We start from the raw sequence: 26222 nt of genomic DNA, 5'->3' as shown, positions 1-26222 counted from the left end.
TTTTGGGCGCTGTGGATGAGCGTCGTGTTGGCGGGGCAAAGGGCGCGGAAGGCTTTGCCCCGGAGGTGCTGTTTCTCGATCTGCCGCGCCATGACGGCACGGCGTCTGAAAATTCGGCGCGGATTGCCGTTTTTGCACGGCCATGGCGGCCAATCGTCGTTTCGTCCTCCGCAGGCACGGAAGGCTACCGGCAGCGCGCCGTGCTTGACCGGCCCGCGATGATCGGCACGTTGGCCATGCCGCTGACATCAGGCCCCTCCGGCCGTTTCGACCGGCAAAACACCATCCTGATCGATCTGCCATCCGGCGAGCTTTCCTCGGCCACGGAGCTTTCGGTGCTGAACGGCGAGAACCGCATGGCGGTGAGGGCCGCAAACGGTGTTTGGGAGATCATCGCTTTCGCGCGCGCAGAGGAAATTGCGCCCGCGCGCTGGCGGCTTTCCGCTTTGTTGCGTGGGCTTGGCGGCACTGAAGATGCGTTGGCCATTGGCGCGCCGGTGGGCGCCCCTCTTGTGGTGCTGGACGCGGCGGTGCAGCCGCTCGGTCTTGCCGCGACCGAACGCGGACGGCGGCTGAACTGGATCGTCGAGGCTGCGGGAATGGCGGGCGCCCCCGCCGGTCCTTTTGTCTTCGAGGGTGGCTTGCGGGCTGAAACGCCGCTTGCGCCGGTGCATCTTGCGGCCGAGCGGCGCAGGGACGGCATTTTGCTGCGCTGGGTGCGCCGAGGCCGGATGGAAGCCGATGGCTGGGACGCGAGCGAGATACCGCTGGAAGAGCCGTTCGAGCGTTACCGCGTGGAGGTGCTGGATCGCGAGGCCGTTCGACGCACGGCAGAGGTCTCCGAACCCTTCTGGCTGTACCCCAAAGCGGGCGAACTCACAGATTTCCCGACCTTGCGGGATCACATTTCCGTGCGTGTCCGTCAGCTCGGCCGTGCGGTGCCTCTGGGAGTGGCGGCGCACGCCGTTCTCCCACTCTGACAACCACCTGAAAAACAACGCAAAGGACGAGATTATGGAGAGTACCAAGGCATGGTATCAATCGCGCACGATCTGGGGCGCCCTGGTTGCGGTTTTCGCACCGCTTTTCAGCGTCGCTGGTCTTGATCTTCCCGCCGGCCTGCACGGCGAGCTGGCGGAGGGACTGGTGACCGTTGCGGGCGGAATTGGCGGCCTCGTCGCACTTTACGGCCGCCTTTCGGCAACCCGTGCCATCCGCTGACGCCACTAGCGCCCATACCGTCCCCGCCGTGCGTCGTGGCGTCGGGGGCGGCATTCATTTGCCATTCAGACGCTTTGCGCTACATATTCGGTCACAATACGGTTCGAGACGCAGCCGATTTTTTTGGAAGATTTGTGCAATGGCATCACCTCTCATCATCGCGACGCTTGCAGCCGGGCTTTCCGGTTTCACGGCGCCCGAGGCTGATTTGCAGGGCCATTACATTCTGGCTGCAAGCGATTGCGGCGCGGCCGTTGCCCGCGTGGTGCGCGAAACCGGTGGCCAGCTTCTTTCGGTCTATCCCTCCGGTGACGGTCAGTCCTGTGTAGTTACCGTTCTCGTCCAGGGTAATGGCGAGCGCCCGCGCAAGGTAACGATGCGCGTGCCGATGTAGCCTTGCCCGCATCGCCGAAATATTGGAAAACAATCCGACACAGTTAGCATGACCGGCGACGCGCGCGCGGGCCGGGACGTAAGGAAAGGGCGGATAATGCGTATTCTCGTGGTTGAGGACGATGCCAATCTCAATCGTCAGCTGACCGACGCGCTGAAAGAAGCCGGTTATGTTGTCGATCAGGCATTTGACGGCGAGGAAGGCCATTATCTCGGCGATACCGAACCCTATGACGCTATCGTTCTCGATATCGGCCTGCCGCAGATGGACGGCATCACCGTCGTCGAGAAATGGCGCGCGGCGGGCAAGGCCATGCCGGTCCTCATTCTCACCGCCCGTGACCGCTGGAGCGACAAGGTGGCGGGTATCGATGCCGGTGCCGACGATTACGTGACCAAGCCCTTCCATGTCGAAGAAGTTCTTGCCCGCGTGCGTGCGCTCATCCGCCGCGCCGCTGGCCACGCTTCCTCCGAACTCGTCTGCGGACCGGTCAAGCTCGATACCAAATCCTCCAAGGCAACGGTCAACGGCGTGACGCTGAAGCTCACCTCGCATGAGTTCCGCCTGCTTTCCTATCTCATGCATCACATGGGCGAGGTCGTCTCGCGCACGGAGCTGGTCGAACATATGTACGATCAGGATTTCGACAGGGATTCCAACACGATCGAGGTGTTTGTCGGACGTTTGCGCAAGAAGCTCGGGGTTGATCTGATCGAGACCATCCGTGGCCTCGGTTACCGGATGCAAGCGCCGGCAGATGCGAAGTAGCTCTCTTACCGCCCGCGTTCTTCTTCTCGCCTCCGCCTGGTCGGCGCTGGCGCTGGTGGTCATTGCCGTCGTGATCTCGACGCTCTACCGGCAGGGCGTAGAGCGGAGCTTCACCGATCTTCTGCGGGCGCAGCTTTATAACGTCATTAATTCCGTGACGATTTCGAACGAGAATACGCTGGCCGGCAGCCCGCAGCTCGGCGATCTCCGGTTCTCGCAGCCCGATACCGGCTGGTACTGGGTGGTGGAGCCGCTCGGCAATTTTCAGACGGCACCGCTGGTCTCCTCTTCGCTCGGCGTCGCGTCCTTGCCGGTGCCGAGCATTATCGATGCTCCCTTCGATAACAGATACGAGCGTTTTTATGCCGTGACCGACGAGGCGGGCAACAAGGTGCGGGTGGCGGAAACGGAAGTCGTGCTGGATGGTGAGGGCCGCGCGGCGCGTTTCCGCGTTTCCGGCAACCTGAATGTCGTTGAAGACGATGTGCGCAATTTCTCCAACAGCCTTTATCTGGCGCTCGCCGTCTTCGGTGTCGGCAGTCTGGTCGTCAATGGCCTTGCGATTCTCTACAGTTTGCGGCCGCTCGATCAGGCCCGTCTGGCGCTCGGAAAGATCAGGGGCGGGGAGGCGGAAAGCCTCGAAGGCGAATTCCCGCGCGAAATCCAGCCATTGGCGAACGAAGTCAATGCGCTGATCGACAGCAACCGGCGCATCGTCGAGCGCGCCCGCATGCAGGTCGGCAATCTCGCACATTCGCTGAAAACGCCGATTGCCGTGCTTCTGAACGAGGCCCGCACGCTGGAGCCGCAGCATGGCGATCTGGTGCGCGCGCAGGCTGACGCCATGCAGGCGCAGGTGCAATCCTATCTTTCGCGCGCCCGCATTGCCGCCCAGCGCGGCTCGATTCTTGCGCGCGTGGAAGCGGAGCCGGCGCTGGAACGGCTGGTGCGCGTCATGCGCCGCCTCAACCCCGACAAGCAGTTCGAGCTGAATTTCGAGCATCCGGGCGCGGTGCTGGGCATGGAACAGCAGGATCTGGAGGAGATCGTCGGCAATCTTCTCGAGAATGCCGCGCGTTTTGCACAGACCAAAGTCGTCGTCACGCTTGCGACCGGCACTCACCCGTCCTCCGACCCCGAAATGGGCCGGCGCTCATGGGTGGAGTTGATCGTGGAGGATGACGGGCCGGGGCTGGAGCCCGGGCAGATAAGCGAAGCGATGAAGCGCGGCAGGCGGCTGGACGAAAGCCGTCCGGGCACCGGCCTCGGATTGTCGATCGTTTCCGAAGTGGTGTCTGAGTACCATGGCCACTTTTCCCTCTCGCGCAGCGGGATAGGTGGCCTGAAAGCCGATCTGATTTTGCCTGGCCTCTCGAAAGAGCTTGCGTGAGGCAAGAAAAAAGGCAAGAAATTCAATGCCGATATATAACGCGCGGTGCGGTAAGGAAAAGAGGACAGGGTTTGGTTGACGTGTATGATGGCTGCCGCTCCGTGACGATGCGTTCGCTGGTGTCACGCCCGGCACTTCTCTCGATCCTGTGCGTATCGATGCTGAGCGCCTGCACCACCACGGGCACCCGCTCGGCCGGTGGCAGCCTGTTCGGCGGTTCGGCACAACCTTCAACGCCGTTCCTTGCCAACATGCAGGGCGGCATTGTCGGACGAAGCGGTCTGCAGCTCGAAAAGGGCGACCGCACCAAAGCGCTCGAGGCCGAATATCGCGCACTGGAAACCGCCCCGGTCGGTACGCCGGTGACATGGACCGGCGACGATGCCAGCGGCCAGGTGGTTGCCAATGCGCCCTATCAGGTGGGCAACCAGAATTGCCGGCAATATTCCCACACGCTGACTGTCGATGAAAAGGAAACCCGGGTTCGCGGTGCGGCCTGCCGCAATGCCGATGGCAGCTGGTCTCCTTTGACGTAAATCAAGGTCATGGACCTTTCCGAGTGACAGGAAGGGCTATAGCGGTGCAGCTGGACGCCGGGCGGTGCGGCGTGATGTCTCAAATTCGCGTCATCTCCGCGCTTCATGTTTCCATGTGCCGTGCATTCGAGTAATTGAGCCTTATGTTCTGGATTGTCGTTGCGATATTGACGGCGGCTGTCGCCATCGTCCTGATGTACCCGCTGATGCGGAAGACCGAGGTGTCGCACACGCGCCGCGACGGCGAGGTTGCAGTCTATCGCGACCAGCTTGCCGAACTGGACCGCGAGCGTGCCGCTGGCCTGATCGGCGAGACGGAGGCGGAATATGCCCGCGCCGAAATCGGCCGCCGGCTGCTTGCCGCAGCCGATACCCGTCAAGACGCTGAAAGCAGCGCCCGGCCGCTGCGGCACAATCTCGCCGTAACCCTGATTACCGTTTTGCTGCCTGCACTTGGCCTCTGTCTTTACATCTGGAAGGGAAGTCCGGAAGTGCCGGACATGCCGCTCGAGGCACGTCTGGAGCAACCCGGTAACGACATGAACCTTCTGGTCGCCCGTGCCGAGCGGCACCTGGCCGAAAACCCCGACGACGGTGCAGGCTGGGATATCCTGGCGCCGATCTATTTCAAGACGATGCGGCTTGGCGATGCCGAGCTTGCCTATCGCAACGCGCTTCGTCTGCAAGGGCCGAGCACAGAACGGCTGACGGGACTTGGCGAAACACTGGTGGCGAGCAATGACGGCATCGTCATCGAGGCTGCGCGTGAGGCCTTTGCCGAAGCCGAGCGGCTGAAACCCGGCAATCCACGCGCCCGCTTTTATCTGGCGCTGTCGCTGGAGCAGGCGGGCAAGGCGCAGGAGGCGCGTGCGGCCTTTGCAGCACTGGCGGCGGATGCACCAGCCGGTGCGCCATGGTTGCCGCTGGTGCGGGAACATATCGCCAGAACCGGCGGCGAGGCAGCGCCCGGCCCGACCGCAGGCGACGTGGCGGCGGCGAAAGACATGACGCCCGCCGACCGGCAGGCGATGATCGAGGGCATGGTGGCGAGCCTCGACGCCAAGCTCAAGGAAAATCCCGGTGATTTCGAAGGCTGGATGCGCCTCGTGCGCGCCTATTCCGTCTTGAACAATGCAGCGAAGGCGGGCGAGGCACTGAGAGCCGGTTTGCAGGTTTTCCCGCCTGAGGGCGAAGAGGGTAAGCAGCTTCTGGCGCTGGCGAAGGAATTGGGAGTTTCCGCCGGACCCGTTCGCATGGACGGGCAAGGGCGCGCGATGCCGCAGGGAGTGACGCAATGACCCGCAAACAGAAACGGCTCGCAATCATCGGCGGCGGCATGAGCTTCATCGTCGCGGCCGTGCTGCTCGTCATGTTCGCCTTCGGCCAGTCCATAGCCTATTTCTACATGCCGGCCGATCTGGAGAAGACGCCGGTCAATCCCGGCACCCGCATCCGCCTTGGTGGGCTGGTGGCGGAAGGCTCCGTCAAGCGCGGGGAGGGCCGCACGGTGAGCTTCACAGTGACTGACGGTGAAGCAAACGTGCCCGTCAGCTATACCGGCATTCTGCCCGATCTTTTCCGCGAGGGGCAGGGCGTGGTGACGGAAGGCGTTTTCGATGCCGCGACCCATGGCTTTGTTGCCGACAGCGTTCTGGCCAAGCATGACGAAAACTACATGCCGAAGGAAGTGGCCGACCGGCTGAAAGACAAGGGCCTGTGGCAGAACACCGGAGAGGGCGGGCAACCTTCCGGCGCAGCGCCTTCTCCTGCGGGAGCTTCAGCCGACAAGACCGGAGCGATAAAATGATCAATGAGATCGGCCACTACGTTCTGGTTCTGGCACTCGCCGTGGGGCTGATCGTCTCGACGCTGCCGGTGATCGGCGCGCGCCGCAACGACCGTGCGCTGATGGATATCGCCTCGCTCGGCTCCGTCGTGATGTTCCTGCTCGTGGCCTTGTCCTTTGCGGCGCTGACGCGGGCCTATGCGGTTTCGGATTTCTCCGTGCGCAACGTCTGGGAAAACTCCCATTCGCTGATGCCGATGCTCTACAAGTTGACCGGCGTCTGGGGCAACCATGAGGGCTCCATGCTGTTGTGGCTGCTGATCCTGGTGTTTTTCAGCGCGCTCGTTGCCGTCTTCGGTCGCAACCTGCCGGAAACGCTGAAAGCCAATGTGCTGTCCGTGCAGGCCTGGATTTCCGTCGCGTTCCTGCTGTTCATCCTGCTCACCTCCAATCCGTTCATGCGTCTGGAGCGGGTGCCGGCCGAAGGGCAGGACCTGAACCCTATCCTTCAGGACTTCGGCCTCGCCATACACCCGCCGCTGCTTTATCTCGGTTATGTCGGCTTTTCCGTCTGTTTTTCCTTCGCCGTCGCTGCACTTCTGGAGGGCCGGATCGATGCGGCCTGGGCGCGCTGGGTAAGGCCGTGGACGCTCGCCGCATGGACCTTCCTGACGGCAGGTATCTCCATGGGATCTTACTGGGCCTATTACGAACTCGGCTGGGGCGGCTGGTGGTTCTGGGATCCTGTTGAAAACGCCTCCTTCATGCCATGGCTTGCGGGCACCGCACTGCTGCATTCGGCACTCGTCATGGAAAAACGCGAAGCGCTGAAAATCTGGACCGTGCTTCTGGCGATCATGACCTTTTCGCTGTCGCTGCTCGGCACCTTCCTCGTGCGCTCCGGCGTCTTGACCTCCGTGCACGCCTTCGCCACCGATCCGAGCCGCGGCATCTTTATTCTCGGCATCCTTACCGTTTTCATCGGCGGAGCTTTCGCGCTGTTCGCATGGCGGGCGCCCTCGCTGAAGGTGGGTGGATTGTTCGCGCCGATCTCACGCGAAGGGGCGCTGGTCCTCAACAATCTGATCCTGACGGTCTCGACCGCAACGGTACTAATCGGCACGCTCTATCCGCTCATTCTCGAAACGCTGACAGGCGAAAAAATCTCGGTCGGCGCGCCGTTCTTCAACCTCACCTTTGGCCTCCTGATGATCCCGGTCCTGATCGTCACGCCATTCGGGCCGATGCTCGCCTGGAAGCGCGGCGATCTTCTCGGCGCTTTCCAGCGGCTTTATGTGGCGGCCGCCATTGCAGCCCTTGCCGGGCTGACGCTCTGGTACGTGGAGAACGGCGGCCCGGTACTCGCCGCACTTGGCATCGCAGCCGGTTTCTGGCTGATCTTCGGGGCGCTTGCCGATCTCTGGTATCGGGCCAATTTCGGCAAACTGGCCTTCGGCATCGCTTTTCGGCGCCTCAAGGGCCTGCCGCGTTCGGCCTTCGGCGCCGCACTTGCCCATATGGGGCTTGGCATCACCGTGCTTGGCATCGTCACCGTCACCACCTTCGAGACCGAAACCGTTCTTGAAATGAAGCAGGGCATGGAGGCGAAGGCGGGCGGCTACAGTCTCACCTTCGATGGCATCCGCCATGCCGTTGGCCCTAATTTCACCGAGGATCGCGGCCATTTCACCATACGCAAGGCGGGTGTGGAAGTGGCCGACGTCTGGTCCTCCAAGCGGCTCTACACCGCACGGCGAATGCCGACCACGGAAGCGGGCATTTTGACCTTCGGCCTCAGCCAGCTCTACGTCTCGCTCGGTGACCCGATGGCGGATGGCGGCATGGTAGTGCGCATCTGGTGGAAACCCTTCATCCTGTGCATCTGGGGCGGCACGCTGTTCATGATGGCCGGCGGTTTGATATCGCTCTCCGACAGGCGGTTGAGGGTGGGCGCACCGAGCCGCAAGGCGAAGCCGGCAAAAACGGCCGCGATGCCGGAGGCGGCGGAATGAGGGAGGTTGTGGCGGGGCTCACGCTCCTTCTCGTTCTCATGTTTACGTCATGGCCGGCCTTCGCCTTCAACCCGGACGAGGTGCTGAAAGACCCCGCACTGGAACAGCGCGCCCGCAATCTCACGTCTCAACTGCGCTGCATGGTCTGTCAGAACCAGTCGATCGATGACAGCAATGCCGAACTGGCACGGGATCTGCGCGTTCTGGTGCGGGACAGGCTGGTGGCAGGCGATAGCGATCAGGCTGTAGTCGACTACGTCGTGTCTCGTTATGGCGAATTCGTGCTGCTGAAACCGCGTTTCAGCCTGCGCACCGCACTTTTGTGGGGCGCGCCCATCGTTCTGGCGCTTGCGGGAATATTCGCCATCCTCGTTTTTTCGCGTCGGCGCGCCACCCAGGAGCGGCCGGAAAAACTGAGCGCGGACGAAGAAGAGAGAATTCGTAATCTCATTGAAAAATAACTGATTTTCATATCCGTCCTCGCTTCTTTTTCAACATTACGGTTTTTTCATTCGTCAGACACTTCGCTGTAAGGTGTCGCCTCCTATATCTTCATCATCCACCGCTTCTCCCCCGGTCAAACGGGTTCCAGTCTGAATGAAGAAAGAAGGTACACCATGTCTCACTCGCAAAACGGACGCTCCTCGCTGAAGACGGTTCTGAAGGCAACGACCGTTGGCGGTCTTGCCGCGCTGATGCTTTCCACAGGCATCGCCGCACCGATCGTTCATTCCTTTGCCGCTCCGGTCGAGGTGACTGCGCCGCAGGTTCCGAGCTTCGCCAATGTGGTCGAGGCGGTTTCGCCCGCCGTCGTCTCCGTTCGCGTCCAGTCGAACGTGCAGCCCGCTTCCGATGATTCCAGCAACTTTTCCTTCAATTTCGGCGGCCGTGGTCTCGACCAGCTGCCGGACGACCATCCCCTGAAGCGCTTCTTCAAGGAATTCGGCGGTCCCAACCAGGACCGTCCCGACCGTGGTCCGAACCGTCACCGTGACGGCAAGGGTCCGCTGCGCCCCGTCGCTCAAGGATCCGGCTTCTTCATCTCCGAAGACGGTTATGTCGTCACCAACAACCACGTTGTCGATGACGGCTCCGCCTACACGGTGGTGATGAATGACGGCACCGAACTCGAAGCCAAGCTCGTTGGCCGTGATCCGCGTACCGATCTGGCGCTGCTGAAGGTCGATGTGAACCGCAAGTTCACCTATGTGCAGTTTGCCGACGATAGCAAGATTCGCGTCGGTGACTGGGTCGTAGCCGTCGGTAACCCCTTCGGCCTCGGCGGCACGGTAACCTCGGGCATCGTTTCTGCCCGTGGCCGCGATATCGGCTCCGGCCCCTATGACGATTACCTGCAGATCGACGCCGCCGTGAACCGCGGCAACTCCGGTGGTCCCGCCTTCAATCTCAACGGTGAAGTCGTTGGCATCAACACCGCGATCTTCTCGCCCTCCGGCGGCAATGTCGGTATTGCTTTCGCCATCCCGTCGTCCGTTGCCAAGGACGTGATCGCCGACCTGCAAAAGGACGGCAAGGTCGAACGCGGCTGGCTCGGCGTGCAGATCCAGCCCGTCAGCAAGGACATTGCCGAGTCGCTTGGTCTTGCCGAAGCGAAGGGCGCGCTCGTCGTCTCGCCGCAGTCCGGTTCGCCGGGCGACAAGGCTGGCATCAAGCAGGGTGACATCATCACCGCCGTCAATGGCGACCCGGTCAAGGATGCCCGCGATCTGTCGCGCCGCATCGGCAGCATGACGCCAAACAGCAAGGTTGAAATCTCGCTCTGGCGCGGCGGCAAGTCGCAGTCGGTCACCGTGACGCTTGGCGATCTCGCAAGCGACGATGCCTCCAAGGCAACGCCGGGCCAGGAAAACGACAGTGGCAGCAAGCCTTCCAGCGCAAAGGTGCTGTCGAGCCTCGGCCTGACGGTTGCGCCCGCTGACGACGGCAACGGCCTTGCCATCACTGATGTCGATCCGGACAGCGACGCCGCTGCCCGTGGCCTGAAGACGGGTGAGAAGATCACCTCCGTCAACAACCAGCAGGTGGCTTCTGCCGCCGATATCGAGAAGGTTCTCGAGCAGGCGAAGAAGGACGGACGCTCCAAGGCGCTGTTCCAGATCCAGACGGACAGCGGCAGCCGCTTCATCGCACTGGATATCGACCAGGGTTGATAATCTGAGATGCGACGCCGGTTCTTCTTCGAGCCAGCGTCGCTCGGGACTGTGTCTCCCCTTGAGGGCGGGACAGAGCATGTGGAACGCGCGTGCCGCTTGTTTCTTCTCCGCTAGGGAGGAGAAGGTCGTGGCAGCGGGATCAAGGGCAAGGCCAGCGATAGACCGCGCCCTTGCCCCCTCATCCGACCCTTCGGGCCACCTTCCCCCCGCCGGGGAGAAGACAAGGACCCACAAAGCCGGTCCAGTCAGCACCGAGGAGGAAATCTCATGGAAAACAAGGTTCAGGAAATGTCTGTCGCATCTGTTTCCGGTTGTGCGGAAAAGGGCGAGGGCGCTATTGTCCCGCACATGAAGATTCTTGTTATTGAAGACGATCTCGAGGCTGCGGCCTATATGACCAAGGCGTTCCGGGAAGTCGGTATCGTCGCCGACCACGCGAGCGATGGTGAAAGCGGCCTGTTCATGGGCTGCGAGAATTCCTATGACGTGATGGTGATCGACCGCATGTTGCCGCGCCGCGACGGACTTTCCGTCATCAGCGAGCTGCGCCGGCGCGGCATCGAGACGCCGGTTCTCATTCTTTCGGCGCTTGGGCAGGTGGACGACCGCGTGACCGGCCTGCGTGCCGGCGGCGATGATTATCTGCCCAAACCCTATGCCTTTTCCGAACTTCTCGCACGCATCGAAGTGCTGGGCCGCCGCAAGGGCAAACCCGAACAGGACATGGTCTACCGTGTTGGCGATCTCGAACTTGACCGGCTTTCCCACGATGTCCGTCGCGGCGGCAAGGAAATTCTGTTGCAGCCGCGTGAGTTCCGCCTGCTGGAATATCTCATGAAGAATGCCGGCCAGGTGGTGACCCGCACCATGCTTCTGGAAAACGTCTGGGATTATCATTTCGACCCGCAGACCAATGTCATCGATGTGCATGTGTCCCGCCTTCGTTCGAAGATCGAAAAAGACTTCGAAAAGCCGCTGCTGAAGACCATTCGCGGCGCGGGTTACATGATGAAGGACGAGGGCTGATTGGCGAAAATGGTCCGCCTCAGAATATTGTTCCGGTCAACAGCGGTGCGCCTTTCTGCGCTCTATATCCTGCTGTTTGCGCTTTGCGCCGCCTTTCTGGTCTTTTATGTCACCGCCCTTTCCGAACGGCTGCTGAACCAGCAGACGCGTGACGCGGTGCTGCAGGAAGTGTCGGATGTGCAGCGCATCTACAATCGCGGCGGCATCAACCCACTGTTGCGGATGATGGAGCGCCGTGCCCGCCAGCCGGGGGCGAGCCTTTACATCATCGCCGGCCCCAATGGCGAAATCCTTGCAGGCAATGTCGCTTCCGTGCAGCCCGGCGTGTTTGACAAGGAGGGCTGGACGGGTTTCCCCTTCCGCTACGAACGTTATTCCGAAAGCGGCGACAGCGTGCAGCATATGGCGACCGCCAATGTCTTCATGCTGGACAACGGCCTGCGCATCCTGATCGGCCGCGATCTCGGCGAGCCCACCAAATTCCGGGCGCTGGTGCGCAATGCGCTGATGGTGGCGCTTGCCATCATGAGCGCCGGTGCGCTGCTCATCTGGTTCGGCATCGGCCGCAATGCCTTGAAACGCATCGACCGCATGTCGGCAGCGACCAAGAAGATCATGGCCGGCGATCTTTCGCAGCGCCTGCCGCAGGGCCGCTCCGGCGACGAGTTCGACCGGCTGTCCGGATCGCTCAACGCCATGCTCGGCCGTATCGAAAAGCTGAACGAGGGCTTGCGGCAGGTGTCCGACAACATCGCCCACGACCTCAAGACACCGCTGACGCGGCTGCGCAACAAGGCAGCCGCCGCCTTGGATGACGACGACGAAACGAAACGGCGCGCGGCACTCGAAGGCATCATCGCCGAATCCGACCAGTTGATCCGCACCTTCAACGCATTGTTGATGATTTCCCGCGTCGAGGCAGGCTCCATCGCCGCCGAAATGACCGATGTGGACATGTCGGCAATCGCCGCCGACAGCGCCGAACTTTACGAACCGGTGGCCGAGGACGCGGGACTTACGCTTGAGGCCGAGATCGAACCCGGTCTTTCGGTGCAGGGCAACCGTGAGCTGATCGGCCAGGCGCTTTCAAACCTCATCGACAACGCCATGAAATATGCCTGCGAATGCGAGGGCGACAAAAAACTCATCGTGCGTCTGGTGAGCGAACCGGACGCCATCGTGCTGTCCGTCTCCGATAACGGCCCCGGCATCCCCGCCGACAAGCGCGGCGAGGTGCTGAAACGTTTCGTGCGGCTGGACGAAAGTCGCTCCAAACCCGGCACGGGGCTAGGCCTGTCGCTGGTGGAGGCCGTGATGGAATTGCACGGCGGATCGCTCGCGCTGTCGGACACCGACACTACAAATTCCGTCTGCCCGGGCTTGACCGTCTCGATGATCTTTCCCGTTTCGACCCAGTAAGCCGCGCTGTCCAACGCCGCTGACACCAGCACCGGCTGGTCACCGCTATTTGTGCGGAAATTCGTTCACCTCCGAGAAATAATCGTCTCTCGAGATTGAATTGAAAGATGATCGGAAGAATATCTTATAAGGTTCTACAGCTGCACTTTATTAGGGGATCGCATCGCGATCGGCAAAAGGACTTATGATCGATGGCAAACATGGCCCCCTTGGTCGGCGACCACCATGGACCGATCATTCTGTTCGATGCCGAATGTGTGTTGTGTTCGGTGAATGCGCAATTCGTACTGCGGCATGACAAGGCCGGATATTTCCGGCTGGCCTCCATGCAGGGAGCCGTCGGCACGGAAATCTACCGGCGGCACGGAATGGACCCCAAAAATCCGGTCAGCCTGCTCGTCGTCGATGGCGACAGGGTGCGACAGGATAGCGACGGCGTTCTTGCGATCTATGAGGCGCTTGGCATGCCCTGGCGGCTGCTTGGCATGTTGCGCATAATTCCCGCATTTCTGCGCGATCCCGTCTATCGTTTTGTCGCCCGCAATCGCTACCGTTGGTTCGGAAAACGCGCGCAATGCTGGGTGGCGCCGCCGGAATACATGGACAGGATTCTCTGAACTTAGCGACGATCCTCCGCCCAGGGCAGGCGACAATTTCAGGCGGCGGGACAGACACGTGAAGGCGTTGCGGAGATGGTTACGCATCCCCGCAACGCCACGTCGCCATCGGGTCAGAACGTATAAGCCACGCCAATCATTGCGAAGGGCTGGATGTCCTTCTTGGAGAGCGGGCTGTCCTTGGCATCGCCCAGCAGGAAGCCAACACCGCCGGCGCCGGTGATCGACCAGTTCTCGGTCATAAGATAAGTGAGGGAGGCGCTGGCGTCGATGCGCTTGAAGCCTGCCTTGGCGTCATAGCGGCGCAGGCCGGAACGGGCGGATTGGGCCGAGGTGACGCCGAAATAGGATTTCATGTGCTTGTCGTCCGCCCAGGTGGCGGAGAGGTCCGCGCCAAGGATGAACTGGTCGACTTTGTGCGAAACGCTGGCGCCGACGGTTGCGGTCAACCCTTCGCTGCCGCTGATGGTCTTGTCCACCTTCGCATAGACCTCGAAGGGATCGATGCCATAAGCGATAACACCGCCGACCACGCCGCCCGCCTTGATGTCACCCATTCCGCGAAGATTTTTCTTGTCGTCCTTTTCCTTGCGCCCGGCTTCCCAGCCGCCCTTCACGCCCAGTCTGAAGCCGTTGCTGTTCAGCAGGTTGACGGTGACGCCACTGAAATCGATGCTCAGCGTATCTCCATACTCAACGGAAACCAGGGGAACCGCGCCTGCTTCCAGCTTGTCCGAGCCCTCATATTTGGGAGCGTAGGCAGCACCCACGCCAAGTGTGATTTTCCACTCACTGGAACTGCTGTAGCGGGCATTGTCGAAATTGCCCTGCGGTTCGGCGAACCTGTCCGATTTGCCGAGATCGGCAGCGAGGACGGGCGTGCAGATGCCCTGCGCCAGGGGCAGCGCGGTCAGGCACAACGCCATTGCACGCAGGTTCTTTTGCCATTTCACTGTAAAAATCTGTTTCATGATCATATCCGTTGCAGCATCAAGCGTTGCAAAACCTGGGAGTCGGGTTTCGTTGAGCAGGACGCTACGTGGGCATAATTGCGGAGACATTACGCGAGATTGCCGGCCACGACTGAAATGGCGCTTCCGCAGGCCGGACCTCGGAAAAGATCGGCAAAAACGGTTTTCCTGATCGCAAAGCGCCACGCATTTGTTACAACGCGGAGTGTATGCGCCCGGAAGCTTCGACAATGAGTGGCGGCAGGACGATTTTGCGGGGAGCGATCCTTCCTGAGAATCAGGCACGGTCGAAGCGCAAGGATGGGTCGCTCGGGAGAGGGAGAGAGACAGTGACGAAACGGGAAACCGCTGAAAGGCGGCTGAGCGAGGTTCTGCCGGGAGTTATCCGCCCCTATACGCAGACGGAACTGAAATCCGTTCTCTCCACGCTGAAGGATATCGCCAAGGGCGAGCCAGCTGTGGCCGCGCTTCTTGCCGCCGAAAGCCCGCTGAAGGACTTCATCGCTGCGGCTTTCACGCTGTCGCCCTATCTGCGCGACATGGCCGCGGCGGATGAGGGGCTGCTGACGCTCGCGATTTCGAAGCCGCTGGAGCCACTACTGGCCGATCTCGTCCGTGAAGCGCGCGATTGCTGGAAGCCGGGGCAAGAGGGCGGCGTGCCCGTCGAAAACGAGGTGATGTCGCGCTTGAGGATCGCCAAGCGTCGGCTTTCCTTTGTCGCCGCGCTTGCCGATCTGGCGCGCATCTTCACTGCCCGCGATACCACGCGCTGGCTAAGCGACATGGCGGATGCTTCGCTGTCGGCCGCCATCGACCACCTGCTGCTTGTCGGCCATGAGACCGGCAAGCTCAAACTGAAGAACGTGGCCGCGCCAAGCGAAGGTTCCGGCCTGATCGTGCTTGGCATGGGCAAGCTCGGCGCGCGCGAACTGAACTATTCCTCGGACATCGACGCAGTGGTGTTCTTTGAACCCTCTGCCGGCATTATCGATGATCCCTATTCTGCGACGGAGAATTTTGGCCGCATGATGCGCCGCCTCGTGCGTATCATGCAGGAACGCACGGCAGACGGTTACGTCTTCCGCACTGATCTCAGGCTCCGGCCAGACCCCGGCTCGACGCCGCTCGCCATTCCCGTGGAAGCGGCGCTGCTTTATTACGAGGGCAGGGGCCAAAACTGGGAACGCGCCGCCTATATCAAGGCGCGGCCGGTGGCCGGAGATCTGAAGGCTGGTGACAATTTCCTGCGCGAACTGACGCCTTTCATCTTCCGCAAATATCTAGATTACGCGGCGATTGCCGATATTCACTCCATCAAGCGGCAGATCCATGCGCATAAGGGCCATGGCGCGATTGCGGTTAAGGGCCATAACGTCAAGCTCGGACGCGGCGGCATCCGCGAGATCGAGTTCTTCGCGCAGACGCAGCAACTGATTGCCGGCGGCCGTATGCCGGCGCTCAGGGTCCGCGCGACGCAGGAGGCGCTTGCGGCGCTCACCGAAGCGAAATGGATCGATGCCGAAACGCGCGATAGCCTGACGGACGCCTACTGGTTCCTGCGCGAAGTGGAACACCGCATTCAGATGGTGCGCGATGAGCAGACCCACGTGCTGCCCGACACCGAAACCGAACTGAAGCGCATTGCCTTCATGCTCGGTTTTGAAGATACCAAGGCGTTTTCCGAGAAGCTGGAAAAGGTGCTGCGGCTGGTGGAGCGCCGTTATTCGGCGCTGTTTGAACAGGAGACGAAACTCTCCGGTGAGGCAGGCAATCTGGTCTTCACGGGCCAGAAGGACGATCCAGATACGCTGAAAACCCTCTCAGCACTTGGTTTTCAGCGGCCGGAGGATATTTCCCGCGTCATCCGCACCTGGCACAATGGCCGGTACCGGGCAACGCAATCGGTCGAGGCGCGCGAGCGGCTGACGGAGCTGACGCCGGATCTGCTGCGCGCCTTTGGCGAAAGCAAGCGGGCGGATGAGGCGCTGCTGCGCTTTGATAATTTCCTCTCCGGGCTACCGGCGGGCATCCAGCTCTTCTCGCTGCTGGGCAACAATCAGGCGCTGCTGTCGCTGCTGGTAACGATCATGTCGTCGGCCCCGCGCCTTGCCGAAATCATCGCCGCCCGCCCGCATGTTTTTGACGGCATGCTCGACCCGGCGCTGATGAGTGACGTGCCGACGCGCGAATATCTTGCCCAGCGCATGGGCAATTTCCTTTCCAATGCCCGCCACTACGAGGATATTCTCGACCGGCTCCGTATTTTCGCCGCCGAGCAGCGCTTTCTCATCGGCGTGCGGCTGTTGACAGGCGCGATCCGTGGCGAGATCGCCGCCCGCGCCTTCACCCATCTTGCCGATCTGGTTATTGAAGCGGCCCTGAATGCCGTTCTCTCGGAGATGCAGACGGCACATGGGCCATATCCGGGCGGGCGCGTGGCCGTGATGGGCATGGGCAAGCTAGGCTCCTTCGAGCTGACCGCGGGTTCGGATGTCGACCTCATTCTCCTCTACGATTACGACGATGCCGCCCATGAATCGATCGGCGCAAAACCGCTCGATGTGGTGCGTTACTTCACTCGCGTCACCCAAAGGCTGATTGCCGCACTATCGGCACCCACAGCCGAGGGCGTGCTTTACGAGGTGGACATGCGGCTTCGCCCCTCCGGCAACAAGGGGCCGGTGGCGACGCGCATTTCCGCTTTTGAGAAATACCAGCGCGAGGAAGCCTGGACCTGGGAACATATGGCGCTTTCCCGCGCTCGCCTGATCTGTGGCGAAGCCTCGCTGATGGAAGATGCGCGCGGCATCATCGCCTCGGTACTGTCCCAGAAGCGCGATGTGGCGAAAGTCTCAGCCGATGTGCTGGAAATGCGAAGTCTCATTGAACAGGAAAAGCCGCCGGAAAACATCTGGGATTTCAAGCTCATCAATGGTGGGCTGATCGACCTCGAATTCATCGCCCAATATCTGGCTTTGGTCGGTCCCGCCAAGGGTCTCCAGCCGCACGAACCGGGTCGTAACACGGCAGAGGCATTGCAGGTGCTGGCCGCCCCGGTGATGGAGCAGCAATCCTTCGACGACTGCATGGCGGCGACTGCGCTTTACACCGAGATATCGCAGATCGTGCGGCTGTGCATCGACGGTGCTTTCAATCCGAAGGAAGCGCCTGCCGGTCTTATCGATCTGGTTTGCCGGGCCGGGGATTGCCCGGATATTTCCACGCTGGAGGGCGAGGTGAAGCGGCTGGCGAAGGTTGTCAGGAAGGCGTTTGTGGCAACGGTGAAGAATGGCGGGTGATGGTGGGTATCGCGCGTTCTGCCTTCACTTACTGCAACGCAAGGGGCACAGCCCGATATTCCTCAATGCACCGTGCCACAGCACCCTGCCGCATGCGGGATGATAATCGTTACCACCGTGCCCCTGCCTTCGCAGGAGCGGATTTTCATCGTGCCGCCATGCAGCCTGACGAGCGAGCGCGAGATGGCGAGCCCGAGGCCTGAGCCGCCCTGGCTTTTGGCGTATTGGCTCTGCACCTGCTCAAAGGGCTGGCCAATCTTGTCGAGCGCCTCGGCGGGAATGCCGATGCCGGTATCGGCGATGGTGAGGATCATGGCGGCCTGATGCACATGGGTGCGCAGCGCTACGCGGCCGCCATTGCCGGTGAACTTCACGGCATTGGACAGAAGGTTGAGCATGATCTGCTTCATGGCGCGGCGGTCGCCCTGCATCGTCAGCCCGGCGCAGACCTTCTGCTGCACGGTGATGTTCTTCTGTTCCGCCTGGATGGCGGTCAGCCGCAGGGTTTCCTCGATAAGCGGCGCGAGATCGATCGTCTCGCGGTTGATCCGCATATGGCCGGCTTCGATCTTGGACATATCGAGAATGTCGTTGATGACATTTAGGAGGTGCTTGCCGCTATCGTGGATATCCCGGGCATATTCGGAATATTTCGGCGAACCAACCGGCCCGAACATCTCGTTTTGCAGAATGTCGGAAAAGCCGAGAATGGCGTTGAGCGGCGTGCGCAGTTCATGGCTCATATTGGCGAGGAATTCGGACTTTGCGAGGTTTGCCGCCTGGGCGCGCTCTTTTTCGGCGAGATAATTGGCGTTGGCGTCTGAAAGCTCCGTCTTCTGCCGCTCCAGCTTATGCTGCGAGGCGGAAAGATCGCCGATGGTGGCCATCAGCCGGCGTTCGGAGTCACGCAGGCGCTCCTGATGGCGCTTCAGAAGCGTAATGTCGGTGCCGACGGAGACGAGGCCGCCGTCACGGGTGCGGCGTTCATTGATCTGTAGCCAGCGATCATCGGCAAGCTGCACTTCCGTCATGCGCGAAAGGCCAGACTGATCGGGGTCCGCAACGCGCCGCTCCACAACCGGGCGTGCCGCAGCCGCCTGCACGGCGCTCTTTTCGGTGCCCGCTACCAGAACGCTGTCCGGCAGGCCGTAAGCCTTCTGGTAATGGGTGTTGCACATGACGAGACGGTCATTCTTGTCCCATAGCACGAAGGCTTCCGAGGTGGATTCGATTGCGTCTGCAAGGCGCTGGTCTGCCTCGGCATAACGTTGCGCAAGGCGGTGCTGCTCGGTCACGTCCATGGCGATGCCGATGACGCGCGGGCCGTTATTGGTGCGGATGACCTGGGCGCGGGCGCGCAGCCAGACATAGTGGCCTTTCGCGTGGCGCATGCGGAAGATCTGGTCGATCTGGCGCAGATCACCGCAGCCGACAGCACGGGCAAGCTCGTAGAGGTTTCCATCTTCGGAATGCATCATGCGCGCCGCATCGGAAAAGGACAGCGGTGCGGCCTTCGGCGGTCTGCCGAGGATTTCGTAGAGCGAGCCGGACCAGAACATGCGCCGCGTGGAAAGATCGAAGTCCCACAGGCCGCAGCGGCCACGTGACAGCGCCGTCTCCACCCGCAGGTTCGATTCAGCGAAGATGTCGTCAGCGTCGCGGGCGCGTTTGACCTGCATGTAATAGGCGTAGAGCACGACGAGAAGGATCGAGGAGATTCCGGCAAACAGCGTCACGTTCATGGCGATTTCGCTGCGCCAGAAAGAACGGATCGGCTCAAGCGAGCGCGCCGCGATGACCATGCCGCCATCGTCGCCGAAGGGGATCATCGTCGCATAATGCGGCTGGTTGTCGATATTGGTTTCGATGGTGCCGGGCGCGCCGGGAAAACGCTGAACAATGGCGATTTCGGGAAGCAAAGCCGGCAGGGAGGTGCCAATATAAAGCGTGGCGCCCTTGCCGGCGCCGGCGAAAATCCGGCCGTTGCTGCCCGACAGAAGCACCATGGTGCCATCAGCAAGGCTGCCCGAAGGCAGCGCTGCGGCAAGGCTCGCCTCTGCGCGGGTGCGCTCTTGCGAGGCAAAGACAATACCGTTGTTGATAAGGGCTGCTTTTGCCGTCAGCGCCGTCAGTGCGGTAGAGTGGCGGGCTGCCTCTTCCATGCGGCTATATTCGGCAACAATGCCCAGCATGCGTGACGCCGCGATGACGACGAGAAATGCAAGAATGAGAATGGGAATGAGGCGCTTCAGCAGGGTCTCGACCTGCGGCATCGGGCGGTCGGAGCCGTTCATCAAACCCATCAGGTCGCTGGAAAGCCTTTCGCCCCAGGCCGCAAGATCAGAAAATTTGGCATACGGCCGCTCATCGCCCGCAGTCGCCCGCCGCACGTTCGTCATTGTCCCGCCTTCAAGATATCCCCACTGATTCGAAGCGCCGCCGCTCGAATATGCATAGTGAATCAAATGCGATTCGCCGTGTCCAGAGGCAAAAGTTAAAAGAATTTTAACCCCTTGAACCGACTCCGTATTTTTTCGGGACAGCGCGTTACGGTCTGCACAGCGGCGCCAGGCATTGGAAAAACCGACACCCGGATAGCCCGTCTGGGACGTTCCGGTGTGTTCCGGCCGGTGGTTCTCAAGCCTTGTCGAAAGCTTCAAGAGCAGGTCCAAGTGCGCCGAGAACGCCGTTTCCGGCGGCAGGAAGCCCGGTCAGCACCGCGCTGATGATATCGTCACGGCTTGCGCCATGCGCTTTGGCTTCCAGCACATGAAATGCCACACCGCCTTCAAGCCGCAGTGCGGCAAGAATGCCGATATAGACCAGGCATTGCGTCTTGGCATCCAGCGTGGACGCCGCACCCAGCCCCTGCACGGCCTGAAGCCAGACCGCCTGATGGGCCGGGGCCTCGGTGATGAAACGCTGGAACGAATTGCTGGTGTTGGAAATATCCGTCATTTGAAATCCCTTTCCGCTTGCGGCCGCGTTCCGGCCTGTCGCTGACGATTGTGTCGCGCAATGCGTTGCGCCGCCTTGACGGAAATCAAGACGGCGCACAGGCATTGTCCGGAATAGGGGAGTTGGCGAATGTTCGCCGGGTATTATCCTTTCAGAATACGCCCGACGATATCGCTGACATCCGTTGAAAGACCTTTTGCTTCTGCGATCGTCGAAAGCGCTGCCTTGGCGTGTTCGGCGCGGCTTGCTTCCAGCGACCGCCAGGAGCGCATGGAGGTGAGAATGCGCGCGGCAAGCTGCGGGTTACGCTTGTCGATGGCTATGATCTGCTCGGCGAGGAACCGGTAAGCGGCACCATCGGCGCGGTGGAAACCGGTCGGGTTGGAGAAGGCGAGCGTGCCCACCAGCGACCGTACCCGGTTGGGATTGGAAGCGATGAAGTGTTTCGACGTCATCAGCGCCTTGATACGTTCCAGCGCGCCGTCGCCGGGAATGGCGGCCTGCAGCGAGAACCATTTGTCGAGAACCAGCGCATTGTCGGCAAAGCGGGCTTCGAAGGCGGCAAGCGCCTCCTTTGTCTCCGTGCTGTCGGGGAAACGCTGGGTCAGTACACCAAGCGCATGCGCAAGATCGGTCATGTTGGTGGCGCTGGCATAGGCCTTTGCCGCCCTGTCAGGCGTTCCCTCGGCAAAAGCAAGGAAGCTCAAAGCGCCGTTGCGAAGCGAACGCCGTCCGGCGCTGTCGGCATCGGGGCTGTAGGCTTCACCATTGCCGTCGCTGTCGGCGAGCCCGCGGAGTGTCTCGATACCGGCCGTGGCAATGGCCTTGATCGTCGCGTTGCGTGCCTTGTGGATGGCGTCCGGGTCGGTATTGCCGCCCAGTTCGCGAGCGATGTCCGTTTCGCTCGGCAGCGCCAGCGCCTGTGCCCGGAAAGCGGGTTCAAGCGAAGCATCGCCGACGATTTCGATCAGCGTTGCGATGAGGTCGGCGTCCGAGCGTACTTCTTGGCCGTTCTGCACGGCCCTGGTGGCGGCAATCAGCGCCGGCAAAGCGAGATCGGTAAGCGCCTGGAAACGGGCAAACATATCCGTCTCGTGCCGGGCGACCTGCACCAGATCGGCAGCACTCTGTTCGAAATGCAGGTTGATCGGCGCCGAGAAGCTGCGGTTGAGCGACAGCACTGGGCGCGATGAAATGCCGGAGAAGGAGAATGTCTGGTTGCGTTCGGTCAGATGCAGCACGCCGTCACGGTATTCGCCGCCCGTAACAGCCTGCGGCTCGGCGATCTGGCCATTGTCGAGAATCAGCGCCAGCGACAGCGGAATATGACGCGGTTGCTTCACCGGTTGGCCGGGCGTTGGTGCGACGGTCTGTTCCAGCGTCAGCCTGAAGGTCGCCTTGGCGGCATCGTAGGCGGAGGAAACGGAGACGAGCGGCGTGCCGGCCTCGGTGTACCATAGCGAAAACTGCGACAGGTCGCGGCCGCTGGCATCGGCAAAACTCTTGACGAAATCCTCAACAGTCGCCGCTTCGCCGTCATGACGTTCGAAATAAAGGTCCATGCCTTTCTTGAAGTCGTCTTCGCCAAGGATCGTGGCGATCATGCGGGTGACTTCGGCGCCCTTTTCATAAACGGTCGTCGTGTAGAAGTTGTTGATTTCGCGATAGGTATCGGGGCGTGGCGGGTGGGCCAGCGGACCGGAATCCTCTGGAAACTGCTCCGATTTCAGGTGACGCACATCGGCGATGCGCTTGACCGGGCGCGAGCGCATGTCGGCGGAAAATTCCTGGTCACGATAGACCGTCAGGCCTTCTTTCAGGCACAGCTGAAACCAGTCGCGGCAGGTGATGCGGTTGCCGGTCCAGTTGTGGAAATATTCATGCGCGATGATGCGCTCGATATTGGCGTAGTCCGCATCGGACGCAGTTTCCGGGTCGGCCAGCACGAATTTGTCGTTGAAGACGTTGAGACCCTTGTTCTCCATCGCGCCCATGTTGAAATCGGACACGGCGACGATCATGAAGATATCGAGGTCGTATTCACGGCCGAAGCGTTCCTCATCCCACTTCATCGAGCGCTTCAGCGCATCCATGGCATAGGCCGCGCGCGGCTCCTTGCCATGCTCGACATAGATCTTCAGCGCCACTTCGCGGCCGGAAAGGGTGGTGAACGTGTCTTCCACCACGCCGAGATCGCCGGCGACAAGCGCAAAGAGATAGCTGGGTTTCGGGTGCGGATCGAACCAGGCTGCAAAGTGGCGGCCTTCATCGTAATTGCCGCCGCCGAGGAAGTTGCCGTTCGACAACAGCAGCGGATTGCCCTCCTTCGCGGCGATGATCGTCACCGTATAGGGTGCCAGAACATCGGGCCGGTCCGGGAAATAGGTGATGCGGCGGAAACCTTCCGCCTCGCACTGGGTGCAATAAACGCCGTTGGTGCGGTAAAGCCCCATCAGCTGCGTATTGACCTGCGGATTGATGTAATTGGTGACACAGATCTCGAAGGGCGTCGCCGCAGGCAGATCGCGGATCGTCAGGCTATCGGGCGTCGCGTCATATTGGCTTGCGGGAATGTCCACCTGGTCGAGCAGCAGGCCCGAAAGCGTCAACTCGTCGCCATCGAGAACGAGCGGCGCTGACACATCGACGCCCTCTCGGCGATGAAAGATCAGACGGGCTTCGACCTTGGTATTCTTGGGGTCGAGTTCGAAGGTGAGATCCACCCGCTCCAGAACGAAATCGGTGGGGCGGTAATCTGCCAGGTGAACGATCTGGCCCGTGTCTGTTCGCATGACTGTTCCTGAATAACTTTGTCGTTGTCCTCCGGGCATCATGTCGTCATAAGGCCCGGATGTAAAATAGGTAGAGTATTCGTCACAATCATGTGCGCATCGGGAGGACGTTCTGTCCTGCCATGGAAGGCTTTGCCGGCCCTGCAGACGATTCTGTCGCTGCCGGACCTGCGGACCATGCCAGCAAATGTTGAACGATTGCTGAAATTGTATTTTATTTTCTTCAAATTTTAGCGCGTGTCGCTTTTGGTCTGATTCTCACGTCGCCATCAGGGCTGAAGGCCTGAACAATGGGGGTGAGGAGGCCCCAAGCCGGGGAAAGCAATCCTGCGCCTCACTAGATCAACGGAATTCATGGGTAAATAACATTTTTTGTTGTAAAGCGCTTCGGGAATGCTCTAGCCTTGTGCAAATCCAATTCCTCCGCGTCGTCCTCCCCCGCATGAACAATCTCCCGATGGCGTGTTTTCGCAGCCGATATGAGTAACTGCCGATGAACGCCGAACCGACAAATCCCTTTCGGGGGATAAGCCTGAAGCTGATTTCGGTTGGCTTTTTTCTGGTGATGCAGACTTGTATCAAGGCCTCCGGTCCCGATGTGCCTGCCGGTCAGATCACTTTCTTCCGCTCCGCTTTCGCCATCATCCCCATCGTCGTTTATCTTGCCTGGCTGCATGCGCTGACGAGCGCGCTGCACACCAACAATCTCTTCGGCCATTTCAAGCGCGGGTTTCTCGGCATTCTCTCCATGGCCTGCGGGTTTTACGGGCTGACGCTGCTGCCGTTGCCGGAATTCATCGCCATCGGTTATGCCTCACCGCTGCTGGCCGTCGTGTTCGCCGCCTTCATCCTGCGCGAGAAGGTGCGCATCTACCGCTGGAGCGCGGTTTTCGTTGGCATGATGGGCGTGCTGGTTATCCTGTGGCCGAAGATGACCCTGTTGCGCGAAGGCGGTTTTGCTGCGGGCGAGGGGCTGGGCGCGATTGCCGTGCTCTGCGGGGCAGCACTTGGCGGTCTCGCAATGATCCAGGTGCGGCAACTGGTGGAAACGGAAAAGACGCCGACCATCGTTCTCTATTTCTCGCTCACGGCCACCTTGCTGTCGCTCGTCAGCGTACCCTTCGGCTGGAGCGCTCTGGATACCAAGCAGGCCGTGCTGTTGATCACCAGCGGCATTTGTGGCGGCGTTGCACAGATCTTTCTGACGGAGAGCTATCGCCACGCGGAGGTCTCCACTATCGCGCCCTTCGAATACAGCTCCATCGTTTTCGGGATAGCGGTCTCCTATATCCTGTTCGGAGACATTCCCACGCTCACCATGCTGATCGGCACGGCAATCGTGATTTTCGCCGGCATCTTCATCATTTTCCGCGAGCACCAGCTGGGCCTGGCGAGACGCGCGGCACGCAAGGCCTCCACGCCGCAGGGGTGACGCACCAAATTTGGCCGAGGTCGCAAACATGCGGCATCGTCGATGCCAGAGCCGTTGTCGTGTCGGCGCCTAGTCCCGCAAATGCAAAAGGCGCCTTCCCGAAGAAAGACGCCAGCGCGCAATCAAAGATATGGACCGGTTTTACACCGGCCTGAGTGCTCTCAGCGCTCGCGGAAATCCGCAAAGACAGCTGCAGGACGTGTGACGCGAACCTGCTGCATGGCAGCACGTGCGGTCATCTGTTCGTTAGCGGCAGCGCCGAAACGATGGTAACCCTGACTGGAGCGAGGGCCGAGGCCCGCCAGTCGGAGCGTTTCAAAGCCGGAATGTACCGGACGGAAGCGAGTGGTCATTGCCTTGGTTCCTTAAACCGAATTCCTCCCAAGACACAGGCTGGCTTATCGCAGTGCAGCATGGATTCGGCAAGCCGGGTCAGCGCGCCGCTGTTATGCGTAATACGCATGGCTTTTTTCATACTTCGTTTACTCTGAGTAAGAATCAGGCAATCAGCCTTCGGAGATTTTTGCCTGAAACGCCAATAAATCCTGCCATGCCAATGACTTACTGGCAGGTGCGTTTAGAAGTTCCTGCGGATGCAGGCTCGCCAGCGCCGGTAAAACCAGGTGCCCAGCTGCGACATCACGCCACTGTCCGCGCAGCGTATGGATCGTTCCGGTGCCGCCGAAAAAGAAACGTGCGGTCAAGTTGCCAAGAAGCAACAGGTGTTTCGGCTCCGCAAGTGCGATCTGGCGCTCGATGAAGGGGCGGCAGATATCCATTTCGGCCTGAGTCGGCGGGCGGTTGCCCGGTGGACGCCAGGGCACGACATTGCCGAGCATGATGCGTGCGCGGTCAAGGCCGATAGCGGCCAGCATACGGTCGAGCAGCAGCCCGGTCTTGCCGGCAAAAAGCTGGCCCTCGCGGTCGTCATCCGCATCCGGCATCGGGCCGATGACCATGACGGCGCAAGCAGGGTCGCCTTCGGTAAATACCGTGTTGCGGGCGCTGTTCTTGAGGTTGCAGCCGCTGAAACCCTCAAGCGCGATTTTCAGTTCGGAAAGCGACCTTGCGCTTTCAGCCGCAAAACGGGCAGCCGCCACGGCCTGTTCGTCCGGCATGGCAACATTCTGCTGAAGTGCCGGAGCAGGCGGCGCGCCTCTCGTCGGCGCGCTGCGACCTGCCGTCTGCCGCTGCGGAGCATCGGCACGACGCTCCGTGCCGCTGTCCATCTGGTGTGCGGGCGCAGAGCTTTCCTGACGCGCTGCCGGTCGGGCAGGGCGGGAGGCGGCAAATTCGGCGAAACGGTCAACAGGTCCGTCTTCCAGCAACCAGTCCACGCCCGCATCCGCATGGAAATGCAGAAGCGCGGCGAGTTCGGCCGGGGAGAGGTCGTGAGCGGCGATCATGGGGTGAAATTATCCCATGTT

General features: G+C 61.0%; 21 protein-coding genes and 1 pseudogene. 16 read left to right on the top strand and 6 right to left on the bottom strand.

Features of this window, described 5'->3' with window-relative positions; all coding sequences use genetic code 11:
* From T18_RS27530 to T18_RS04520, 14 genes and pseudogenes are all read left to right on the top strand, one after another.
* A pseudogene (locus T18_RS27530) lies at positions 1 to 980 on the top strand (baseplate multidomain protein megatron); the annotation flags it as partial.
* Between the two features lie 34 nt (positions 981 to 1014).
* On the top strand, positions 1015 to 1221 hold the full coding sequence (locus T18_RS04580; protein WP_003512133.1) for a hypothetical protein: 207 nt from the start codon (positions 1015 to 1017) through the stop codon (positions 1219 to 1221).
* A 139-nt stretch (positions 1222 to 1360) separates the two neighbouring features.
* The gene (locus T18_RS04575) at positions 1361 to 1615 is read left to right on the top strand and encodes a hypothetical protein (protein ID WP_003497070.1); all 255 of its coding nucleotides are present in this window, start codon (positions 1361 to 1363) and stop codon (positions 1613 to 1615) included.
* A gap of 96 nt (positions 1616 to 1711) precedes the next feature.
* On the top strand, positions 1712 to 2383 hold the full coding sequence (locus tag T18_RS04570) for a response regulator transcription factor (protein ID WP_003512135.1): 672 nt from the start codon (positions 1712 to 1714) through the stop codon (positions 2381 to 2383).
* Positions 2373 to 3773 (top strand): sensor histidine kinase, encoded by a 1401-nt coding sequence (locus tag T18_RS04565; protein WP_003512137.1) that lies wholly within the window; start codon positions 2373 to 2375, stop codon positions 3771 to 3773. The genes T18_RS04570 and T18_RS04565 overlap by 11 nt, the downstream gene beginning before the upstream one ends.
* Positions 3774 to 3880: 107 nt before the next feature.
* Complete coding sequence (locus T18_RS04560; protein ID WP_025592860.1) at positions 3881 to 4309, top strand: membrane protein; 429 nt, start codon at positions 3881 to 3883, stop codon at positions 4307 to 4309.
* Between the two features lie 143 nt (positions 4310 to 4452).
* Positions 4453 to 5607, top strand: coding sequence for a c-type cytochrome biogenesis protein CcmI (ccmI, locus tag T18_RS04555; protein WP_038490392.1), 1155 nt, complete (start codon positions 4453 to 4455; stop codon positions 5605 to 5607).
* Entirely contained in the window at positions 5604 to 6116 is a 513-nt protein-coding gene (ccmE, locus tag T18_RS04550) for a cytochrome c maturation protein CcmE (protein ID WP_003512141.1), read from the top strand. The genes ccmI and ccmE overlap by 4 nt, the downstream gene beginning before the upstream one ends.
* Positions 6113 to 8107, top strand: coding sequence for a heme lyase CcmF/NrfE family subunit (locus T18_RS04545; RefSeq protein WP_003512142.1), 1995 nt, complete (start codon positions 6113 to 6115; stop codon positions 8105 to 8107). Before ccmE ends, T18_RS04545 begins: the two co-directional genes overlap by 4 nt.
* Positions 8104 to 8568, top strand: coding sequence for a cytochrome c-type biogenesis protein CcmH (locus T18_RS04540; RefSeq protein ID WP_025592862.1), 465 nt, complete (start codon positions 8104 to 8106; stop codon positions 8566 to 8568). The genes T18_RS04545 and T18_RS04540 overlap by 4 nt, the downstream gene beginning before the upstream one ends.
* A gap of 156 nt (positions 8569 to 8724) precedes the next feature.
* Positions 8725 to 10278 (top strand): Do family serine endopeptidase, encoded by a 1554-nt coding sequence (locus T18_RS04535; protein WP_003512147.1) that lies wholly within the window; start codon positions 8725 to 8727, stop codon positions 10276 to 10278.
* Between the two features lie 270 nt (positions 10279 to 10548).
* Entirely contained in the window at positions 10549 to 11307 is a 759-nt protein-coding gene (locus T18_RS04530) for a response regulator transcription factor (protein ID WP_013635754.1), read from the top strand.
* Between the two features lie 9 nt (positions 11308 to 11316).
* Positions 11317 to 12726 carry a sensor histidine kinase gene (locus T18_RS04525; RefSeq protein WP_034501730.1) on the top strand — a complete coding sequence of 470 codons (1410 nt, stop codon included), beginning with the start codon at positions 11317 to 11319 and terminating at the stop codon, positions 12724 to 12726.
* A gap of 191 nt (positions 12727 to 12917) precedes the next feature.
* Positions 12918 to 13343, top strand: coding sequence for a thiol-disulfide oxidoreductase DCC family protein (locus T18_RS04520; protein WP_038490396.1), 426 nt, complete (start codon positions 12918 to 12920; stop codon positions 13341 to 13343).
* Between the two features lie 113 nt (positions 13344 to 13456).
* Here the strand turns inward: T18_RS04520 and T18_RS04515 are convergent, their stop codons facing one another.
* Positions 13457 to 14320 (bottom strand): MipA/OmpV family protein, encoded by an 864-nt coding sequence (locus T18_RS04515; protein WP_025592866.1) that lies wholly within the window; start codon positions 14318 to 14320, stop codon positions 13457 to 13459.
* Positions 14321 to 14643: 323 nt separating this feature from the next.
* On the opposite strand from T18_RS04515, the gene T18_RS04510 reads away from it, so the two are divergent.
* Entirely contained in the window at positions 14644 to 17613 is a 2970-nt protein-coding gene (locus T18_RS04510; RefSeq protein ID WP_038490397.1) for a bifunctional [glutamine synthetase] adenylyltransferase/[glutamine synthetase]-adenylyl-L-tyrosine phosphorylase, read from the top strand.
* A 62-nt stretch (positions 17614 to 17675) separates the two neighbouring features.
* On the opposite strand, the gene T18_RS04505 is transcribed toward T18_RS04510, so the two are convergent.
* The 3 genes from T18_RS04505 to pepN form a co-directional block, all read right to left on the bottom strand.
* Complete coding sequence (locus T18_RS04505) at positions 17676 to 20012, bottom strand: PAS domain-containing sensor histidine kinase (protein ID WP_019564062.1); 2337 nt, start codon at positions 20010 to 20012, stop codon at positions 17676 to 17678.
* Between the two features lie 238 nt (positions 20013 to 20250).
* Complete coding sequence (locus tag T18_RS04500) at positions 20251 to 20571, bottom strand: carboxymuconolactone decarboxylase family protein (RefSeq protein ID WP_003512161.1); 321 nt, start codon at positions 20569 to 20571, stop codon at positions 20251 to 20253.
* 143 nt (positions 20572 to 20714) lie between these two features.
* Positions 20715 to 23363, bottom strand: coding sequence for an aminopeptidase N (gene pepN, locus T18_RS04495; RefSeq protein ID WP_038490398.1), 2649 nt, complete (start codon positions 23361 to 23363; stop codon positions 20715 to 20717).
* 493 nt (positions 23364 to 23856) lie between these two features.
* Between pepN and T18_RS04490 the strand changes: the two genes are divergently transcribed.
* Entirely contained in the window at positions 23857 to 24795 is a 939-nt protein-coding gene (locus T18_RS04490) for a DMT family transporter (protein ID WP_038490400.1), read from the top strand.
* Between the two features lie 161 nt (positions 24796 to 24956).
* On the opposite strand, the gene T18_RS04485 is transcribed toward T18_RS04490, so the two are convergent.
* Both T18_RS04485 and T18_RS04480 read right to left on the bottom strand, forming a co-directional pair.
* The gene (locus T18_RS04485) at positions 24957 to 25148 is read right to left on the bottom strand and encodes a hypothetical protein (protein WP_003497027.1); all 192 of its coding nucleotides are present in this window, start codon (positions 25146 to 25148) and stop codon (positions 24957 to 24959) included.
* A 153-nt stretch (positions 25149 to 25301) separates the two neighbouring features.
* A complete protein-coding gene (locus tag T18_RS04480) occupies positions 25302 to 26201 on the bottom strand; it encodes a uracil-DNA glycosylase (protein WP_003512166.1) in 900 nt (299 codons plus the stop codon).
* Positions 26202 to 26222 lie beyond the last annotated feature (21 nt).

Source organism: Rhizobium sp. TBD182 (genome assembly GCF_001950375.1).
Lineage (GTDB): Bacteria > Pseudomonadota > Alphaproteobacteria > Rhizobiales > Rhizobiaceae > Agrobacterium > Agrobacterium tumefaciens.
This window is presented reverse-complemented; position numbering and strand designations above follow the sequence as displayed.